Source organism: Nocardioides coralli (assembly GCF_019880385.1).
GTDB lineage: Bacteria > Actinomycetota > Actinomycetes > Propionibacteriales > Nocardioidaceae > Nocardioides > Nocardioides coralli.
In genome coordinates this window covers 426959-445389 of record NZ_CP082273.1, presented here as the reverse complement: position 1 = coordinate 445389, position 18431 = coordinate 426959, and the positions used below count along the sequence as shown (strand labels likewise).

Annotated in this window: 21 protein-coding genes and 3 tRNA genes; 4 read left to right on the top strand and 20 right to left on the bottom strand. The window is 70.5% G+C overall.

Annotated elements, in window-relative coordinates; genetic code table 11:
• Position 1 precedes the first annotated feature (1 nt).
• The 10 genes from K6T13_RS02235 to K6T13_RS02190 all read right to left on the bottom strand — a co-directional run bounded on the left by K6T13_RS02235 (position 2) and on the right by K6T13_RS02190 (position 6841).
• The gene (locus K6T13_RS02235; RefSeq protein ID WP_222896557.1) at positions 2-829 is read right to left on the bottom strand and encodes an MlaE family ABC transporter permease; all 828 of its coding nucleotides are present in this window, start codon (positions 827-829) and stop codon (positions 2-4) included.
• 4 nt (positions 830-833) lie between these two features.
• Complete coding sequence (locus tag K6T13_RS02230) at positions 834-1619, bottom strand: MlaE family ABC transporter permease (RefSeq protein WP_222896556.1); 786 nt, start codon at positions 1617-1619, stop codon at positions 834-836.
• A gap of 3 nt (positions 1620-1622) precedes the next feature.
• Complete coding sequence (locus tag K6T13_RS02225) at positions 1623-2576, bottom strand: ABC transporter ATP-binding protein (RefSeq protein ID WP_222896555.1); 954 nt, start codon at positions 2574-2576, stop codon at positions 1623-1625.
• A gap of 254 nt (positions 2577-2830) precedes the next feature.
• Positions 2831-3229: a 50S ribosomal protein L7/L12 gene (gene rplL, locus K6T13_RS02220; protein ID WP_222896554.1), complete on the bottom strand. Its 399-nt coding sequence runs from the start codon at positions 3227-3229 to the stop codon at positions 2831-2833.
• 55 nt (positions 3230-3284) lie between these two features.
• On the bottom strand, positions 3285-3935 hold the full coding sequence (rplJ, locus tag K6T13_RS02215; RefSeq protein WP_222896553.1) for a 50S ribosomal protein L10: 651 nt from the start codon (positions 3933-3935) through the stop codon (positions 3285-3287).
• 280 nt (positions 3936-4215) lie between these two features.
• Entirely contained in the window at positions 4216-4944 is a 729-nt protein-coding gene (gene rplA / locus K6T13_RS02210; protein WP_222896552.1) for a 50S ribosomal protein L1, read from the bottom strand.
• 74 nt (positions 4945-5018) lie between these two features.
• Entirely contained in the window at positions 5019-5447 is a 429-nt protein-coding gene (rplK, locus tag K6T13_RS02205) for a 50S ribosomal protein L11 (RefSeq protein WP_222896551.1), read from the bottom strand.
• 140 nt (positions 5448-5587) lie between these two features.
• Positions 5588-6463 (bottom strand): transcription termination/antitermination protein NusG, encoded by an 876-nt coding sequence (nusG, locus tag K6T13_RS02200; RefSeq protein WP_222896550.1) that lies wholly within the window; start codon positions 6461-6463, stop codon positions 5588-5590.
• 14 nt (positions 6464-6477) lie between these two features.
• Positions 6478-6714, bottom strand: coding sequence for a preprotein translocase subunit SecE (gene secE / locus K6T13_RS02195; protein ID WP_222896549.1), 237 nt, complete (start codon positions 6712-6714; stop codon positions 6478-6480).
• A 54-nt stretch (positions 6715-6768) separates the two neighbouring features.
• A tRNA-Trp gene (locus tag K6T13_RS02190) sits at positions 6769-6841 on the bottom strand.
• Between the two features lie 133 nt (positions 6842-6974).
• Between K6T13_RS02190 and K6T13_RS02185 the strand changes: the two genes are divergently transcribed.
• The gene (locus tag K6T13_RS02185; RefSeq protein WP_222896548.1) at positions 6975-8192 is read left to right on the top strand and encodes a pyridoxal phosphate-dependent aminotransferase; all 1218 of its coding nucleotides are present in this window, start codon (positions 6975-6977) and stop codon (positions 8190-8192) included.
• A 27-nt stretch (positions 8193-8219) separates the two neighbouring features.
• Positions 8220-9263 (top strand): adenosine deaminase, encoded by a 1044-nt coding sequence (locus K6T13_RS02180; protein WP_222896547.1) that lies wholly within the window; start codon positions 8220-8222, stop codon positions 9261-9263.
• Positions 9264-9281: 18 nt separating this feature from the next.
• On the opposite strand, the gene K6T13_RS02175 is transcribed toward K6T13_RS02180, so the two are convergent.
• The 6 genes from K6T13_RS02175 to K6T13_RS02150 form a co-directional block, all read right to left on the bottom strand.
• Positions 9282-10322: a UDP-N-acetylmuramate dehydrogenase gene (locus tag K6T13_RS02175; RefSeq protein ID WP_222896546.1), complete on the bottom strand. Its 1041-nt coding sequence runs from the start codon at positions 10320-10322 to the stop codon at positions 9282-9284.
• The gene (locus tag K6T13_RS02170) at positions 10315-10704 is read right to left on the bottom strand and encodes a MaoC/PaaZ C-terminal domain-containing protein (RefSeq protein WP_222896545.1); all 390 of its coding nucleotides are present in this window, start codon (positions 10702-10704) and stop codon (positions 10315-10317) included. Before K6T13_RS02170 ends, K6T13_RS02175 begins: the two co-directional genes overlap by 8 nt.
• Complete coding sequence (locus tag K6T13_RS02165; protein WP_222896544.1) at positions 10701-11102, bottom strand: FAS1-like dehydratase domain-containing protein; 402 nt, start codon at positions 11100-11102, stop codon at positions 10701-10703. The genes K6T13_RS02170 and K6T13_RS02165 overlap by 4 nt, the downstream gene beginning before the upstream one ends.
• Positions 11103-11176: 74 nt before the next feature.
• Positions 11177-11347: a 50S ribosomal protein L33 gene (rpmG, locus tag K6T13_RS02160; protein ID WP_222896543.1), complete on the bottom strand. Its 171-nt coding sequence runs from the start codon at positions 11345-11347 to the stop codon at positions 11177-11179.
• A 54-nt stretch (positions 11348-11401) separates the two neighbouring features.
• Positions 11402-11475: transfer RNA gene (locus K6T13_RS02155), tRNA-Met, on the bottom strand.
• A 49-nt stretch (positions 11476-11524) separates the two neighbouring features.
• Positions 11525-11597, bottom strand: a tRNA-Thr gene (locus tag K6T13_RS02150).
• A 102-nt stretch (positions 11598-11699) separates the two neighbouring features.
• On the opposite strand from K6T13_RS02150, the gene K6T13_RS02145 reads away from it, so the two are divergent.
• Positions 11700-12431: a thioesterase family protein gene (locus K6T13_RS02145; protein WP_222896542.1), complete on the top strand. Its 732-nt coding sequence runs from the start codon at positions 11700-11702 to the stop codon at positions 12429-12431.
• Positions 12432-12458: 27 nt separating this feature from the next.
• On the opposite strand, the gene K6T13_RS02140 is transcribed toward K6T13_RS02145, so the two are convergent.
• Positions 12459-13862, bottom strand: a complete 1404-nt coding sequence (locus K6T13_RS02140) for an amidase (RefSeq protein WP_222896541.1) — start codon at positions 13860-13862, stop codon at positions 12459-12461.
• Between the two features lie 112 nt (positions 13863-13974).
• On the opposite strand from K6T13_RS02140, the gene K6T13_RS02135 reads away from it, so the two are divergent.
• On the top strand, positions 13975-14559 hold the full coding sequence (locus tag K6T13_RS02135) for a hypothetical protein (protein WP_222896540.1): 585 nt from the start codon (positions 13975-13977) through the stop codon (positions 14557-14559).
• Here the strand turns inward: K6T13_RS02135 and K6T13_RS02130 are convergent.
• From K6T13_RS02130 to K6T13_RS02120, 3 genes are read right to left on the bottom strand one after another with little or no spacing between them, the layout of a single operon-like run.
• Entirely contained in the window at positions 14530-15135 is a 606-nt protein-coding gene (locus K6T13_RS02130; protein ID WP_222896539.1) for a DNA-3-methyladenine glycosylase I, read from the bottom strand. The two genes, K6T13_RS02135 and K6T13_RS02130, sit on opposite strands and share 30 nt — an antisense overlap.
• The gene (locus K6T13_RS02125; protein WP_222896538.1) at positions 15132-16127 is read right to left on the bottom strand and encodes a pirin family protein; all 996 of its coding nucleotides are present in this window, start codon (positions 16125-16127) and stop codon (positions 15132-15134) included. Before K6T13_RS02125 ends, K6T13_RS02130 begins: the two co-directional genes overlap by 4 nt.
• The gene (locus K6T13_RS02120; protein ID WP_222896537.1) at positions 16124-18403 is read right to left on the bottom strand and encodes an FdhF/YdeP family oxidoreductase; all 2280 of its coding nucleotides are present in this window, start codon (positions 18401-18403) and stop codon (positions 16124-16126) included. The genes K6T13_RS02125 and K6T13_RS02120 overlap by 4 nt, the downstream gene beginning before the upstream one ends.
• Positions 18404-18431: the final 28 nt, after the last annotated feature.

Genomic DNA, 18431 nt, shown 5'->3' with positions numbered 1-18431 from the left:
ATCACCCCGCCAACCTGACGGTGGTCGTGGTGCCCCAGATCGCCATCGACAGGAACAGGTCGAGCACGTTCACCGCCACGATGCTGGTCCGCACCGCACGTCCGACGGCCACACCCACGCCGGCTGGCCCACCGCTGGCGTTGTAGCCGTGGTAGCAGTGGATGAGGATCACGGTGACGGCGAAGACCAGAACCTTGCCGAAGGACCACAGCACGTCTCCTGGAGGCAGGAAGGTGTTGAAGTAGTGGTCATAGGTCCCGGCCGACTGACCGTAGAACTGCGTGACCACCACGCGACTGGCGAAGTACGACGAGAGCAGGCCCACGACGTAGAGGGGGATGATCGCGATCAGGCCGCCCACGACCCGGGTCGCGACGAGGAAGGGCATCGACGGGATCGCCATCACCTCGAGCGCGTCGACCTCCTCGGAGATCCGCATCGCACCCAGCTGCGCGGTGAAGCCGCACCCCACCGTGGCGGCCAGGGCGATGCCGGCCACGAGGGGTGCGATCTCGCGGGTGTTGAAGTAGGCGGACACGAAGCCGGAGAAGGCCGCCGTGCCGAGCTGGTTGAGGGCGGCGTACCCGGAGAGCCCGACCTGGGCCCCGGTGAAGAACGTCATCCCGAGGATGACGCCGACGGTGCCGCCGATGACGGCCAGCGCCCCGCGGCCCAGCGTCACCTCGGCGAGGATCCGGAGGATCTCCCGGGGGTAGTGGGACACCGCGCGCGGCGTGGCCGCGACGACGCCGATGTAGAACGACAGCTGCTCGCCGAGGTCGTCGAGCGAGTTCAGCGGCTTCTGGGCCGTGCTCTTGAGGTTCGCCATCGACTCAGCCCGTCTTCGGGGGCACGACCTGCAGGTAGATCGTGCTCAGGACGAAGTTGACGATGAACAGGAGCAGGAACGTGATGACCACGGACTCGTTGACCGCGTCACCCACGCCCTTGGGTCCGCCGGCGGCGTTCATGCCCTTGTAGGAGGCGACGATGGCGGCGATCAGGCCGAAGATCAGCGCCTTGATGAGGCCGATCCAGAGATCGGGCAGCTGCGCGAGCGCGGTGAAGCTGGCGAGGTAGGCACCAGGGGTGCCGTCCTGGAGGACGACGTTGAAGACGTAGCCACCGGCGACTCCGACCACGCTCACCATGCCGTTGAGGAAGAAGGCGACCAGCATGCAGGCCAGCACCCGCGGGACGACGAGGCGCTGGATGGGGTCGATGCCCAGCACCATCATCGCGTCCAGCTCCTCGCGGATCTTGCGGGCACCGAGGTCGGCGGCGATCGCCGATCCGCCGGCGCCGGCGATCAGCAGCGCGGTCCCGATGGGGGCCGCCTGCTGGACCACGGCGAGGACCGACGCGGAGCCCGTGAACGACTGGGCACCGAACTGCTTGATCAGCCCGCCGACCTGCAGCGCGATGACGGCACCGAAGGGGATGGCGACGAGGGCGGTGGGGATGATCGTCACCGAGGCGATGAACCACGCCTGCTGCAGGAACTCCCGGAGCTGGAAGGGCCGGCGGAACAGGTTGCGGCCGACGTCGAGGCCGAAGGCGAAGAGCTTGCCGGCGGTCCCGATGGGCGCCAGCGCCCGCGAGGCGGTCAGGGAGGCCATCGATCAGCCACCCGTGGCCATGGACATGTTCTCCTCGAAGGACCCCGGGGGCGGGGTCACGCCGTTCTCACGGCACCACGAGCCCGGCTCGCGCTGGCTACGTCGCGGGATGCCGTTGGAGGGCTCGAGCTGGTGCGGGATCGGCGGCAGCGGCGGGAGGTCCTGGTCCTTCTCGGCCTCGAGCTCGTCGGCGTCCTTCTCCTCCGACATGCCGATCGGGCCCACCTTCTGGGCGTTGAGGAACTGCCGGACCACCGGCTCCTCGGATGACAGCAGCATCTCGCGCGGACCGAACATCGCCAGGTGGCGGTGGTAGAGGAGGCCGATGTTGTCCGGGACGGTCCGGGCGGTGTTGATGTCGTGGGTGACGATGAGGAACGTCGCGTCGATCTGGGCGTTGAGGTCGACGATCAGCTGGTTGAGGAAGGCCGTGCGGACGGGGTCGAGACCGGAGTCGGGCTCGTCGAAGAGCACGATCTCGGGGTCGAGGACCAGCGCCCTGGCCAGACCCGCTCGCTTCCGCATGCCGCCGGAGATCTCGCCGGGCAGCTTGTCCTCGGCGCCGAGGAGGCCGACGAGGTCCATCTTCTCCATGACGATGTCGCGGATCTCGGACTCGGACTTCTTGGTGTGCTCCCGCAGCGGGAAGGCGACGTTGTCGTAGAGGTTCATCGAGCCGAACATCGCGCCGTCCTGGAACAGCACACCGAACAGCTTGCGGATCTCGTAGAGCTCCTTCTCGGAGCAGGTGGCGATGTCGGTGCCCTCGATGACGATCGAGCCACGGTCGGGCTTGAGCAGACCGATGAGGGTCTTGAGGAAGACCGACTTGCCGGTGCCGGAGGGACCGAGCATGACGCAGATCTCGCCGGCCGGGATGGTGAGGGTGACGTCGCCCCAGATCAGCTGCTTGCCGAAGGACTTCGTCAGGTCGTCGACCTGGATCTCCACGCCCACCTGTCGTCTCCCTCCATCGCCGTCGGGGTCGTGCCGCTGCCAGCACCGGATGTGGTCGCGACATCCCCCCTGCGCGTCCCACTCGTCGGTAACAACGTCGACCGAGACGCGAGGTTACGCATGAATCCCCCGCGCGTCACGTGTGGCCTGCGGCGAATGCTTCCCCGCGGGAAGAGGGTTCAAACACACGGTTCACACACAGGGGCGGACATCCCCGGAGGGATGCCCGCCCCTGGCGTGCGATCAGCAGGTCGTCACTTGAGGGTGACGGTGGCGCCGGCGCCCTCGAGGGCCTCCTTCGCCTTCTCGGCCGCCTCCTTGGTGGCGTTCTCGAGAACCGTCTTGGGGGCGGACTCGACGAGGTCCTTGGCCTCCTTCAGGCCGAGGGACGTGAGCGCGCGCACCTCCTTGATGACGTTGATCTTCTTGTCGCCGGCGGACTCCAGGACGACCTCGAACTCGTCCTTGTCCTCACCGGCGGCGGCACCGGCGTCGCCGCCGGCAGCAGCGGCGCCCGGGGCAGCCGCGACGGCGACCGGGGCGGCGGCGGTGACGCCGAAGGTGTCCTCGAACTGCTTCACGAACTCGCTCAGCTCAATGAGGGTCATCTCCTTGAACGCGTCGAGCAGCTCGTCGGTGGTGAGCTTCGCCATGATGGCTGTTCCTTCCAGTAGTGCTGTGAATCAGGTGGTGTACGTCGGCCTGGGCTCAGGCCTCGGTGGTGTCGGCCTCGGCCTCGGCGGTCGCCTCGGAGTCGTCCTCCGTGGCGGCCTCCTCGGTGGCCGGGGCCTCCTCGGCAGCGTCAGCGACGGGCGTGCCCGCACCACCTGCGAGGATCGAGGGGTCCTGCTCCGCCGCGCTCTGCAGGGCGCCGGCGAGCCGGGCAGCCTGCGAGATCGGGGCGTTGAGCAGCTGCACGGCCTGGGTCAGCGAGGCCAGCATCGCGCCGGCCAGCTTGCCCATGAGCACCTCGCGCGACTCGAGGTCCGCCAGCTTGGCGATCTCGGCCGGGTCGAGGGGCTTGCCGTCCAGGACGCCACCCTTGATGACCAGGGTGGGGTTCGCCTTGGCAAAGTCACGCAGACCCTTCGCCGCCTCGACGATGTCGCCGTTGATGAAGGCGATGGCCGTCGGGCCGGTCAGCAGGTCGTCGAAGCCGTCGATGCCGGCCTCGGTGGCGGCGATCTTGGCGAGCGTGTTCTTGACCACGGCGTAGTTGGCGTTCGCACCGAGAGAGCGCCGCAGGTCCTGCAGCTCCTTCACGGTGAGACCGCGGTACTCGGTCAGCACGGCGCCGGTCGCCTCGTTGAAGGACTCAACGATCTCAGCGACGGCCGCTTGCTTGTCTGCCCGCGCCATGGGTCTCCTTCCGGACTGGTGAGACCACCTGACCCCGGAGACGACGAACGCCCTGAGCACAGGCTCAGGGCGTCACGATCCCCAGGGGGATCCGGCTCTGTCACCTGCGCTGGCCGTCCGCGTCCGCGGAACCTTCGATCCCTGGAGGGATCACCGGCGGTCTCTGGTTACGGGCGGCACTCTACGGGCGGCCGGGAGGCCGGACCAAATCCGCGGGGCCGGGACGACGACGGCCCGGCACCGCACAGGGCGGGCCGGGCCGTCGTGGAGGACGTCGGGGTCACTCGGCGGCGGTGTCCCCGCCGTCGTCCGAGGCGACGTTCTTGGTGCGGTTCGGGTCGACCTGGACGCCGGGGCCCATGGTCGTCGAGACGGTCACCTTCTTGATGTAGCGGCCCTTGGAGCTGGCAGGCTTGAGCCTCAGCACCTCCTCGAGGGCGGCCGCGTAGTTCTCGGCCAGCTGGACCTCGGAGAAGGAGGCCTTGCCGATGATGAAGTGCAGGTTGGCGTGCCGGTCCACCCGGAACTCGATCTTGCCGCCCTTGATGTCGGAGACGGCCTTGGCCGGGTCGGGGGTCACCGTCCCGGTCTTCGGGTTGGGCATGAGGCCGCGCGGGCCGAGCACCCGACCGAGGCGACCGACCTTGCCCATCATGTCGGGCGTGGCGACGACGGCGTCGAAGTCGAGCCAGCCACCGGCCACCTTCTCGATCAGCTCGTCGCCACCGACGACGTCGGCACCGGCCTCACGGGCGGCGTCGGCCTTGTCGGCGTTCGCGAACACGAGCACCCGGGCGGTCTTGCCGGTGCCGTGGGGCAGGTTGACGGTGCCACGGACCATCTGGTCGGCCTTGCGGGGGTCGACCCCGAGGCGCATCACGACGTCGACGGTCTCGTCGAACTTCTTCCGGGAGCCGTTCTTGGCGATCTTGATCGCGGCCAGCGGCGCGTGCAGCTCGTCCTTGTCGAAGAGGTCGGCCGCGGCGCGGTAGGTCTTGCTGCGCTGCATGTCAGTTCTCGTTTCTCGAAGAGGGTGTGGTCAGTCGGGCCAGCGCGGCCCTGCCACGGTGCAGGAGGGTGCGATCAGTCGGTGGTGACGCCCATGGAGCGGGCAGTGCCCTCGACGATCTTCATGGCGGCCTCGACGTCGTTGGCGTTGAGGTCCGGCATCTTGGTCTCGGCGATCTCGCGCACCTGGTCCTTGGTCAGCTTGCCGACCTTCTCCTTGTGCGGGACGCCCGAGCCCTTCTGCAGACCGGCAGCCTTCTTGATCAGCTCGGCGGCCGGCGGGGTCTTGGTGATGAAGTCGAACGAGCGGTCCTCGTAGATCGTGATCTCGACGGGGATCACGTTGCCGCGCATCGACTCGGTCTGGGCGTTGTAGGCCTTGCAGAAGTCCATGATGTTCACGCCGTGGGGACCGAGTGCGGTACCCACCGGCGGAGCCGGAGTCGCTGCGCCAGCCTGGAGCTGCACCTTGACGAGCGCAGCCACCTTCTTCTTGGGAGGCATCCTTCTTCTCTCTCTCGTGGTCACGACGGGGGGACTCCCCTGCCACTGGTGTTGCCGTGTTGCTGTGGCCCATTGTGGGCCGGGTCCTGCTCCATCCCGAAATCCAGCCGTCTGAGCGGGCCGGAGCAGGCTCCGTCCGCTCAGACCTTCTGGATCTGGCTGAAGCTGAGCTCGACGGGCGTCTCGCGGCCGAAGATCTCGACCAGCGCCTTGACCCGCTGGGACTCGGCGTTGATCTCGGTGATCGTCGCGTGGAGGGTGGCGAACGGGCCGTCGACCACCATGACGGAGTCGGACACGTCGAAGTCGGCGACCTCGACGGTGCGCTTCTGCGTCGCCACCGCGCCCTCGGCTGCCTGACCGCCGGCAGCGGCAGGCTCGGCCTCGGGGGCCGCGAACGTCGGCGCCAGCCAGTTCTCGACCTCGGCCATGCTCAGCGGGACCGGCTGGTGGGCGTGGCCCACGAAGCCGGTGACCGACGGGGTGTGCCGGACCGCTGCCCAGGACTCGTCGGTGAGGTCCATGCGGACCAGCACGTAGCCGGCGAAGCGGGTCCGGTTGACCATCTTGCGCTGGCCGTTCTTGATCTCCGCGACGTCCTCGGTGGGGACCACGACCTCGTGGATGTAGTCCTCCATGTTGAGCGAGTGGATCCGGTTCTCGAGGTTGGACTTCACCCGCTTCTCCATGCCGGAGTAGGTGTGGACCACGAACCAGTCACCCGGCTTGGCCCACAGCTCGCGACGGAAGGCCTCCAGCGGGTCGTCGTCGGTGTCGGCGTCGGCCTCGGTCTCGCCCGACTCGGCGGCCGGCTCCTCGTCCGCGACCTCGGCGGCCTCGCTCTGCGCGGCCGGCTCGTCCTCGACGACCGGCTCCTCGGCGGTGGCCTCGTCGACCTCGGGGGTCTCCTCAGCGGTCTCCGGGGCCGTCTCCTCGGCGGCCTCGTCCGCGGCCGGCTCGGCCTGGTCTACGTCGTCGTGCTGCTCGGGCACCTGCTGCTCCGTCATGTCGTCCATCGGGTTCGCCTCGGTCACTGGCCACCGCCGGTGAACACCTCGAACACGAGCCGGTTGAAGCCCAGGTCGAGGGCCGAGACCAGCAGCATGAAGAAGGTGACGAAGACCAGGGTCACGATGAAGTAGGTGACCAGCTGCTCCTGCGTCGGCCAGACGACCTTGCGCAGCTCCGCGACCACCTGTCGGTAGAACGTGACCGGGCTGGTCCGCTCCTCGGTGGTCTCGCGGCGATCTGCTCGGCTGTCCGTCATCTCGCCACCTTCCTGTGTCGTGTCGTCTCGTTCACGGTGACCGTCAGGTCCTTGCAGGGCACGAGGGACTTGAACCCCCAACCTTCGGTTTTGGAGACCGATGCTCTGCCAGTTGAGCTAGTGCCCTCCACGGTGTCCACTCCCGGCCCGGGGCCACCCGGGTCAGGGCATGCCGAAGCATGGGGAGAAACCACCGATGGTTGAGTCTACGGGGTGATCCTCACCCGCGTCCAAACGCCTCCCGTGCCTACGATGGCCCCATGACGACCGGATCCTCCTCGCCCCGCGACCGTCGCGTCTCGCAGCGGCTCGGCAGCATCGCCGAGTCGGCGACCTTGAAGGTGGACGCCAAGGCCAAGGCGCTGAAGGCAGAGGGCCGGCCGGTGATCGGGTTCGGCGCAGGCGAGCCCGACTTCCCCACCCCCGACTACGTCGTCGAGGCCGCGGTTGAGGCGTGCCGCGACCCCCGCAACCACCGCTACTCCCCCGCCGGGGGGCTTCCCGAGCTGAAGCAGGCGATCGTCGAGAAGACCCGGCGTGACAGCGGCTACGAGGTCGAGACCAACCAGGTCCTGGTCACCAACGGCGGCAAGCACGCGATCTACGACGCCTTCGCCGCGATGCTCGACCCGGGCGACGAGGTCATCGTCCCCGCGCCGTACTGGACCACCTACCCGGAGGCGATCCGGTTGGCCGGCGGCGTGCCGGTGGAGGTGCTGGCCGACGACACCCAGGACTACAAGGTCACCGTCGACCAGCTCGAGGCCGCGCGCACCGAGCGGACCAAGGTGCTGCTCTTCGTCTCGCCCTCGAACCCGACCGGCGCCGTCTACACCAGCGACGAGATCCGCGAGATCGGCCGCTGGGTCGAGGACCACCAGCTGTGGGTGCTCACGGACGAGATCTACGAGCACCTCGTCTACGACGACGTCGACACGGGCTCGCTGCCGGTGCTGTGCCCGGACCTGGCCGACCACTGCGTCGTCGTCAACGGGGTGGCCAAGACCTACGCGATGACCGGCTGGCGCGTCGGCTGGATGATCGGCCCGGCCGACCTCGTGAAGGCCGCCACCAACCTGCAGTCGCACGCCACCTCCAACGTCGCCAACGTCGCCCAGCGGGCGGCGATCGCGGCCGTGTCCGGCGACCTGTCGGCCGTCAACGAGATGAAGGATGCCTTCGACCGGCGCCGTCGGACCATCGTCTCGATGCTCAACGAGATCGAGGGGGTCGTCTGCCCGACGCCGCAGGGCGCGTTCTACGCCTACCCGTCGGTCAAGGACCTGCTGGGGCGTGAGCACGACGGCGTCCGCCTCTCGACCTCCGCCGAGCTGGCCGAGTTCGTCCTGGACCGCGTCGAGGTGGCCGTGGTGCCCGGCGAGGCGTTCGGCTCCCCCGGCTACCTCCGCCTCTCCTACGCCCTGGGGGACGACGACCTCGTCGAGGGGATCACCCGCCTGCAGAAGCTCTTCGCCTGAGGTGACCGACTGCGCGCGGTGGTCGTCATGAGGACTCGTCGGCCGCTCGCGGCGCTGCCGAAGGCGCACCTGCACCTCCACTTCACCGGCTCGATGCGTCACGGCACCTTGCTGGAGCTGGCCGAGCGCGACGCGATCCACCTGCCCGACGCCCTGGTGTCGGAGTGGCCGCCCCGGCTCTCGGCGGCCGACGAGAAGGGCTGGTTCCGCTTCCAGCGGCTCTATGACGTCGCACGGTCGGTGCTCCGGACCCCCGAGGACGTGCGCCGCCTGGTCCGGGAGGCGGCCGAGGACGACGTGCGCGACGGCGGGCGCTGGCTGGAGATCCAGGTCGACCCCTCCGGTTACGCAGCCCGGTTCGGCGGCATCACCGCCTTCACGGACCTGGTGCTCGACGCCGTCGACGACGCGTCACGCGAGACCGGCCTCGGCATCGCGCTGGTGATCGCCGCCAACCGGACCCGGCACCCGCTCGACGCCCGCACCCTGGCGCGGCTGGCCGCGCAGTACGCCGGCCGCGGGGTCGTCGGGTTCGGGCTCTCCAACGACGAGCGTCGCGGCTCCACCGCGGACTTCGGGCCCGCCTTCGCGATCGCCGAGCGCGCTGACCTGCTGCTCGTCCCGCACGGCGGCGAGCTCCGTGGACCCGAGCACGTGCGGCTCTGCCTCGACACGCTGCACCCAGGCCGGCTCGGCCACGGCGTCCGGTCGGTGGAGGACCCGGAGCTGCTGGACCGGATCGTGGCGGCCGGCATCGCCCTGGAGGTGTGCCCGGTCTCCAACGTCGCCCTCGGCGTCTACTCCGACCTCACCTCGGTCCCGCTGCCGGAGCTGCTCGACGCGGGCGCCACCGTCGCGCTCGGCGCCGACGACCCGCTGCTCTTCGGCTCGCGGCTGGCCGGGCAGTACGCCACGATGCGGGCCGCCCACGAGCTGACCGACGAGCAGCTCGCCGAGCTGGCGAGGATGTCCTTCCGGGCCTCGCGGGCGCCCACCGACCTGGTCAAGCAGGCACTGGCCGACATCGACGAGTGGCTGGCGGGCTCGCCAGGGGCAGGAGCCGCCACCTAGGGCGGCCGACCCCGTCGCTCACAGCTCGCAGCCGACCAGCACCGGTTCGTTCACCAGCCGGATGCCGTACGCCGCCTCCACCCCGTCGCGCAGCTCACGGGCGAGCCGCAGCAGGTCGGCGGTGGTGGCCGAGCCGCGGTTGGTCAGCGCCAGGGTGTGCTTGGACGAGAGGGATGCCGGCGCGCCCGGCTCGAGCTCGTAGCCCTTCTCGAAGCCCGCGTGCTCGATCAGCCACGCGGCGCTGGTCTTCACCCGACCGTCGGCCACCGGCCACGTGGGCGCCCCCGCGGGCACCCGGGACGGCTCGACCACGGGGTTGGTGAAGAACGAGCCGGCGCTCCACGTGTCGTGGTCACCGGCGTCGAGCACCATGCCCTTGCCGCGACGGAGCCCGAGCACCGCCTCCCGGACGTCGACCAGCGGGGCCCGCTCCCCCAGCTCCACGCCGAGGGCGCGCGCCAGCTCGGCGTACCGCACCGGCGCACCCAGCGTCCCCTCCCGGAACTGGAAGGTGACGTCGAGGACCACGTGGCGACCGGGGTCGGCCTTGAACCGGCTGTGCCGGTAGCCGAAGTCGCAGTCGGCGGCGGCGAAGCTGCGGACGCCCTGCAGCACCCGGTCCCAGACCCGGACCCGGGCGATGGTCTGCGACACTTCCTGGCCGTAGGCGCCGACGTTCTGGATGGGGGTCGCCCCGACGGAGCCCGGGATCCCCGAGAGCGCCTCGATGCCGGTCCAGCCGCGCTCGACCGCGAGCGCCACGAAGGCGTCCCAGTCCTCCCCCGCGGCGACGGTCACCGTCACCCCCGAGCACGACGGGTCGTCGCCAGGATCGCGGTCGGCCACGACCCCGCGCGTGGCCACCAGCACGACGGTGCCGGGGAACCCGTCGTCGGCCACGACGACGTTGCTGCCCCCGGCGAGCACCAGCACGGGCTCGTCGGCCTCGTCGGCCTGGCGCACGGCGTCGACCAGCTGGTCCTCGGTGGTGGCCTCGACCCAGTGGCGCGCCGGACCGCCCAGCCGCAACGTCGTGTGGTCGCGGAGCTGCTCAGCCACGGACCACGGCCCTCGGCATCCCGAGCACCTTCTGTCCCTCGCAGGTCACCTCGAGGGCGATGGTCACCAGCCCGTCCTCGACCGACTTCACCGTGCCGCCGACGCTGACGTGGGCGCCGTGCTCACCCGGGACCACCACGGGGTTGGTGAACTTGCAGCCGAGGTCTACGACCTCCGCCCCGTCGGTCCACTCAGCCACGGCGCGCGCGGCGAGGGCCAGGGTGTACATCCCGTGGGCGATCACGCCGGGCAGGCCGACGGAGTGCGCCACCGACTCGTCCTGATGGATCGGGTTGTGGTCGCCGCTGGTCTCGGCGTACCGGACCAGGTCGGTGCGCGTGACGACGAACTCGCGCGGCTCGAGGCTCTCCCCCGGGTTCACGACTGCTCACCCCGGTGGACCAGCGTGGCGTGGGCGGTGCAGACCAGCTCGCCGTCGGCGTCGGTGATCTCGCTGCTGGTGCCGACGATGTCGGCACCGCCGATCTGGCGCAGGCTGGCGACGGTCAGGGTCGCGGTGAGCTCGTCGCCGGGGACCACCGGTCGGCGGTAGGAGAACTTCTGCTCGCCGTGGACGATCCGGAACAGGTCGATGCCCTCGGCGGCGAGGAAGGCGTTCATGGCGTCGAAGGCCAGCACGATCGGGTACGTCGCCGGGGCCGGCCCGCCGTCGTAGCTGCCGCCGGTGGCCTCGGCGAAGGCACGCACGTGGTCCTCGGTGACCTCGCGCGGGGCGGTCGGCGGGAAGCTGCGGCCGACGAGGGACTGGTCCACTGGCATGTTCTCCACCCTAGTGCGCGACGGGCGGCCACCCCGCTGGGGTGACCGCCCGTCGGCGTGAGTCTGGGTCCGCGTCAGCGGGTCTCCTTGTGGACCGTGTGCGTGCGGCAGCGCGGGCAGAACTTCGACAGCTCGATCCGGTCGGGATCGTTGCGCCGGTTCTTCTTGGTGATGTAGTTGCGCTCCTTGCACTCCTGGCAGGCGAGCGTGATCTTGGGGCGAACGTCGGAGCTCTTGCTGGCCACGGGAAGTCCTTCGGGTCTGGTGCTGCTGTGTTCTGCGGCGTACTGCTGTCTGAGTAGCGGGGGCGGGACTCGAACCCGCGACACCACGATTATGAGCCGTGTGCTCTAACCACCTGAGCTACCCCGCCACCGGGACGGAGTGGTCCGGCACCTGTGGGCGCCGGTACCCCAACCCAGAGCCCCTTTACGGAATCGAACCGTAGACCTTCTCCTTACCATGGAGACGCTCTGCCGACTGAGCTAAAGGGGCAACGACGGAGAACTGTACACACGGAGGGACATGTTCGAAAAATCGGCTCCGGACACCACTTTCTACCGCCTGATCGACGCTTTCGGAGAGGGTCGCGCGCGCGTGGAACCGCTGCCGTCGACGGCCTCCCCCTGGGGTTCGCAGACCCAGCACGGTGGGCCTCCCGCGGCCCTGCTCGCGTGGGCGGTGGAGGGGGTCGCGGACGGCGTCGTGGGGCGGTTCACGATGGAGCTGCTGGGACCGGTGCCGGTCGCCCCCCTGTCGGTCAGCGCGCGCATCGAGCGCAAGGGCCGCCGGGTGCAGCTGGTGGCGGCCGAGCTCTACGACGAGCAGGCGGCCCGGTCTGTCGCGCACGCCCGGGCGTGGCTCTTCCCCCGGGTGCCGACCGACGGCCCGGCCACCCCGGGCAGACCACCGGCCACCGCACCCGCGGATGGTCGGCACCACCCCCGCCCGGAGGGCTGGTCGGGCGGCTACCTCGACGCCGTGGAGTGGCGCTGGGTCGAGGGCGCGGTGGAGGAACCAGGACCGGGAGTGGTGTGGATGCGGGCGCCGGATCTGTTCGCCGACCAACCGACCTCCCCCGTGCAGCGGCTGCTCGCGTGTGCCGACTCGGCCTCCGGCGCGAGTGCGGTCCTCGACCCGCGCACCTGGGGATTCCTCAACACCGAGCTCACGGTCCACGTGGTCCGCGAACCGGAGGACGAGTGGCTGCTGCTCGACGCGGAGACCGTCCTCGCCGGCGGCAGCCTGGGTCTGGCGTCCGCGACGGTGCACGACCCGCGGGGGCTCGTGGCCCGGTCCAACCAGGCGCTGCTCGTGTCACGGCGCTGACGCCGTGAGCGGGCGGGCCGGCGAGACTCAGCCGTCGGTGATCCTCGCCCAGGGCGCGGCCTGCTCCAGCTGGTAGGCCAGCTCGAGGAGCGTCGCCTCGCGGCCGGCGCCGGCGCTCAGCATCATCCCCTGGGGCAGCCCGGCCGAGGTGGTGGCGAGCGGCAGGCTGATGGCAGGGTCGCCGGTGACGTTCTGCAGCGGCGTGAACGCCACCCAGTCGAGCAGCCGGTCGAGGATCGTGTCGTAGTCGCGCGTCGGCGACAGGTGCCCGATCTCCGGCGTCTGGGTCGCCAGCGTCGGGGTCAGCACCACGTCGTGGTCGCGGTAGAAGCGCCGTGACCAGTGCGGCGCCCGCTTGAGCCGGGCGATCGCGATCGGCAGCCGGTGCAGGTTGCGGGCGGTGTGCTCGGCCAGGCCCTGGGTCAGGTTGTCCAGCTGCCCGGGGTCCCAGGTCCGCCCGAAGGTCCGGCGGCCCGAGCGCACCATCGCCCAGGCGAGCATCGACCAGTAGAGGAGGAAGTCGTCGCGCAGCGTCGAGGGCACCGGGGTCTCGATGCCGCGGACGTCGTGGCCGAGCTGCTCGAGCAGCTTGGCGGTCTGCCAGGTGAGGTCGGTGACCTCCGACGACGCGGCCTTGCCGATGCCCTCCGTCACCACGGCGATCCGCAGCCGCGCCGAGCTGGGGCGGCGTACGTCGCCGACCGGGGGGAGCCGCAGGTTGTGCCAGATCCGCTCGGCCTCACGCAGAAAGGCCGCCGTGTCCCGCACACTGCGGGTCAGGACGCCGTCGCTGATGATCCGCACGGGCATCTCGCGCATGATCCGGTCCTGCGGGAGGCGGCCCCGGGTGGGCTTGAGGCCCACCAGGCCGTTGACCGAGGCGGGGATCCGGATCGAGCCACCGCCGTCGTTGGCGTGGGCGATCGGGACCGCACCGGCCGCGACGAGTGCCGCGGACCCGGAGGAGGAGGCGCCCGCCGTGTGCTCCAGGTCCCAGGGGCACCGGACCGGACCCAGCCGCGCGTGCTCGGCGCTGGCGCTGAACCCGAACTCGGAGAGCTGCGTCTTGCCGAGCGGCAGCAGACCCGTCGCGAGGTACATCCGGGCGAAGTCGCCGTCGCGCGGGCGCGGACGCGGCTGCCAGGCGTCGGTGCCGTGCTGGCTGGGCATGCCCGCCACGTCGACGTTGTCCTTCACGAACGTCGGCACGCCGGCGAAGAAGCCGCCGTGGGGGTCGGCCGCGCGGCGCCGGGCGCCGTCGAAGTCGGCGTACGCCACCGCGTTGAGCTGGTCGTTGACCGCCTCGACCCGGGCGATCGCCGCCTCGACCACCTCGGGGATCCCCACCCGCCCCCGGCGCAGCTCGTGGGTCAGTCCCACCGCGTCGTGCTCGCCCAGGGCGTCGTCGGTGAAGGCATGGACGCGAGTCATGGCGCGAGGTTACCGACCGGTCATGACCCGAATGGGCCTTGCCCCAGGGCCCTCGATCGTCTTGTCTGGTTCCGCCACAGGCGTCGGGCCCTGCGGGCAGACAGGAGACGTCATGAACAGACCGTGGATCGCTTCTGCCAGCGTCATGTCACTGCTCACTGCCGTGGTGGTGACCGTCACCGGATCCTCGCCGGCGCACGGTGCGGGCATCACCTACATCAGCTTCGAGGACGTGCCGCGAGAGTGCTCCTTCTCGGCCACCAAGCCACTACGCGACCGCTATGCCGCAGCCAAGTTCCGCGGCCCTGCTGCCCGGGACGGCGGCGCAGTACTCGATGAGTGCGGCAGCTTCGGCGTGGATGCCCGCACGGGTGACCGGTTCCTGGCCTTCAACGACGAGGCGCGGACGGCGAACGACGGTCGCCCCGTGGGGCCGGAGACGATCACGTTGCCGCGGCGACAGAAGAGCGTCACGGTCTGGGTGTCGCAGGGTGGCGGCGCCCTCGGTGACGCCGCCTTCCGACTGGTGGGGAAGCGCAACGGCCGAACCGTCCGAACGGCGACCGTCGCGACGAGCACCGCTGCATGGGTCCAGCTCCAGGTGAAGAGCTCCCGAGGCTTCGACACGGTCCGCATCGCTGCGACGAGCGAGCCCGATGGAGTGTGGCTACTGGACGACCTGACGATGAGGAGCTGAACCCCCGCCACGTCGGTGGCAGCCCAGGAGGTGGTCGTCGACCAGGCCCGTGGCCTGCATCAGTGCGTACATCGTGGTGGGGCCGACGAAGACGAAGCCCTGCTTCTTGAGGGCCTTGGACAGCGCCACCGACTCCGGTGAGGTGCTCGCGACCTCGTCGGCCGTGGTGGGACGCGGCTGCTCAGCGGGACGGAACCCGTGGATGAACGATTCCAGCCCGCCGGCGTCGCGCAGGACCACCACCGCCCGGGCGTTGCTGATGGTGGCGTCCACCTTGAGCCGGTTGCGGACGATCCCGGCATCGGCGAGCAGCCGCTGGCGGTCGGCGTCGTCGTACGCCGCCACGGCGTCGGCGTCGAAGCCCGCGAACGCCGCCCGGAAGTTGTCACGCTTGTTGAGGATGGTCAGCCACGACAGCCCCGACTGGAACGCCTCGAGACTGAGTCGCTCGAACCAGGCGGCCTCGCCGCTGATGGGCCGGCCCCACTCGGTGTCGTGGTAGGCCCGGTTGACGGGGTCGCCGGCGGCCCAGGGACAGCGGGCGAGGCCGTCCTCGCCGACGACGGGTCCCGTCATCGACGCTGCTTGAGGCGCGCGTTGGGCAGCTCGGGAGCCGGGATCGGCGCGAGCTCGTCGTCGACGACGCCGAACCGGCCGTCGGCCACCGTGCGGCTGTCATCGACCACGTGGCCGTCGCGGGTGATCTGCTCCTGCCACTCACGTCGGTAGCCGACGATCTCCTCGTGGCTGCGGCCGACGAAGTTCCACCACATGACGATCGACTCGCCGAACGGGATGCCGCCGAGCAGCAGCAGCCGCGCCGGCTCCGCTCCGACCGACAGCCGCACCGACCGCTCACCGGGAGCGAGGTAGGCGAGCTCGTTCTGCTTGGTCTCCTGACCGGCCACGACCACCACGCCGGCGTCGACGAGCACGCCGTGCTCGAAGTCCGGGTCGAGGTCGACCTCGAGGGTGGTGCCGGCCTCCAGGAGCAGCTCGGCCCCCAGCAGCGCGCTGTGGGTGGTGACCGGCGAGGTGTCGCCGAGCAGTGAGCCGAGGAAGACCCGCGCCTGCCAGCCCTCCCCCGACACCGCCTCGGGGGCGTGGTGCTCGAAGCCGGGGTCCACGAACCGGGCGCTGTCGGGCAGGGCGACCCAGAGCTGGACGCCGTGGAGCACCTCGGTGGCCCCGGTGGAGACCTCGGAGTGGCTGATGCCGCGGCCGGCGGTCATCAGGTTGAGCTCGCCGGGCCGCACCATGGCGTGGTGTCCGGCGCTGTCGGTGTGCTCGACCTCCCCGGTGAACAGCCAGCTCACGGTCTGCAGGCCGGTGTGGGGGTGGGGGGCGACCTTCATGCCGCCGGTCTCGCTGACGTGGTCGGGCCCGTAGTGGTCGACGAAGCACCAGGCCCCGATCAGGGAGCGGTGCCGCTGCGGCAGCGTCCGGCGTACGCGCATGGCACGCGGCCCCCCGAGCGGCACCTCGCGCGGCGGCAGCACCTCGACCTGCCGGGTCACCTCGCACGGGTCGAGGACCATCTCGTCCGGGTCGCGCTCGGGGTTGGTCATGAGGTTGCCTCCAGTCGCACGACGACCGACTTCGAGGCGGGGCACTGGCTGCCCTCCGCCACGTGGTCGAGCGGGACGATCGGGTTGGTCTCCGGGTAGTACGCCGCCGCACAGCCGCGCGGCTGCTCGTAGGGGACGACGCGGAACGCCGGCGCCCGGCGTACCGAGCCGTCGGTCCACTCGCTGACCAGGTCGACCGTCGCGCCCGCCGACAGCCCCAGCGCCTCGATGTCGTCGGGGTGGACGAACACCACCCGCCTCCCACCCGACACCCCGCGGTAGCGGTCGTCGAGGCCGTAGATGGTGGTGTTGAACTGGTCGTGGGACCGCAGCGTCTGCAGCAGCAGCCGCCCCTCGGGTACGTGGAGCACCTCGATCGGGCTGACGCTGAACTTCGCCCGCTCCACGTCGGTGGGGAAGGTCCGCGAGTCGCGCGGCGGGTGGGGCAGCACGAAACCGCCGGGCTGGTCGATCCTCGCCTGGTAGTCCTCGCAGCCCGGGACCACCCGGGCGATCCGGTGGCGGATCTCGTCGTAGTCGGCACGCATGGTCGCCCACGGCACGACGTGCCGGGGGCCCAGGGTGGCCAGCGCCAGGGTGCAGACGATGTCGACCTCCGAGCGCAGCCACCGCGCGGCCGGCTCGAGCGGGCCCTGGGAGGCGTGGACCGCCGAGACCGAGTCCTCGACGGTGACCCGCTGCGCCTTGCCACCGGTGAGGTCCTTCTCGCTCCGCCCGAGGGCGGGCAGGATCAGCGCCTCGCGACCGGTCACGACGTGGGACCGGTTGAGCTTGGTCGAGACGTGCACGGTCAGGTCCGCGTTGCGCATCGCGGCCTCGGTCGCCGCCGTGTCCGACACGGCCGAGACGAAGTTGCCGCCCATGCCCAGGAAGACACGTGCGCGACCGTCGCGGAGCGCCCGAACGGAGTCGACGGTGTCGAAACCGTCCTCGCGAGGCGGCTCGAAGCCGAACTCGTCGCGCAGGGCGTCACCGAACGCGGGCCGCAGCTTCTCCCAGATCCCCATGGTGCGGTCGCCCTGCACGTTGGAGTGGCCGCGTACGGGGCACAGCCCCGCCCCGGGCTTGCCGATGTTGCCCTGGGCGAGCGCGACGTTGGCGATCTCCTTGATGGTGGCCACCGCGTTGCGGTGCTGGGTGATGCCCATGGCCCAGCAGGTCACGGTCGCGCCGGAGTCGCGGAACATCTCCGCCGCCTGCCGGATCAGCTCGGGCTCGAGGCCGGTCGAGCGGCGTACGACGTCCCAGTCGAGGTCGCGGACGTGGGCGGCCCACGCGTCGAACCCGTGGGTATGGTGCTTGAGGAAGTCGTGGTCGAGGGCGTCCCACTCGACGAGGAAGTGGCCGATGGCCTGGAACAGCGCGAGGTCGCCGTTCACCCGGACCGGCAGGTGGAGGTCGGCCAGGGCGGTGCCGATGCCGGACAGGCCGCGCGGGGTCTGCGGGTTCTTGAAGCGGACCAGCCCCGCCTCCTTGAGCGGGTTGATGGCCAGGATCTTCGCGCCGTTCTGCTTCGCCTTCTCCAGCGCCGACAGCATCCGCGGGTGGTTGGTGCCGGGGTTCTGGCCCATCACGACGACGAGCTCGGCGGTCTCGATGTCGTGGAGGCTGACCGACCCCTTGCCGATGCCGATGACCTCCGCGAGCGCGACGCTGGTCGACTCGTGGCACATGTTGGAGCAGTCAGGCAGGTTGTTGGTGCCGAAGGCGCGCGCGAACAGCTGGTAGCAGAACGCTGCCTCGTTGGAGGTCTTGCCGGAGGTGTAGAAGATCGCCTCGTCGGGTGAATCCAGCCCGTTGAGGCGGTCGGCCAGGAGGGCGAACGCGTTGTCCCACGTGATCGGCTCGTAGTGGGTCGCGCCGGCCCGCAGCACCACCGGCTCGATGATGCGGCCCTGCTGCCCCAGCCAGTAGTCGGTCTTCTCCCGCAGCTCCGCGATCGGGTGGGCGGCGAAGAACCGGCGGTCCACGCGCCGCTTCGTGGCCTCCTCGGTGACCGCCTTGGCGCCGTTCTCGCAGAACTCGGCCGTGTGACGGTGCCCGGCGTCGGGGTCCGGCCACGCGCAGCCCTGGCAGTCGAAGCCGTCGACCTGGTTGAGCTTGAGCAGGGTCCGCGCGGTCCGGGCCACGCCCATCTGCTCGATCGCCCGCTTCATCGTCACGGCCACCGCCGTCACGCCCGCCGCCGACTGCTCGGGCTCGTCGACCTCGAGGTCCCGCTCGTCGATGTCGTTCACCGGCGGCTTCCGACTCATGCCTCCATCCTCACGCCCGCGTCAAGGA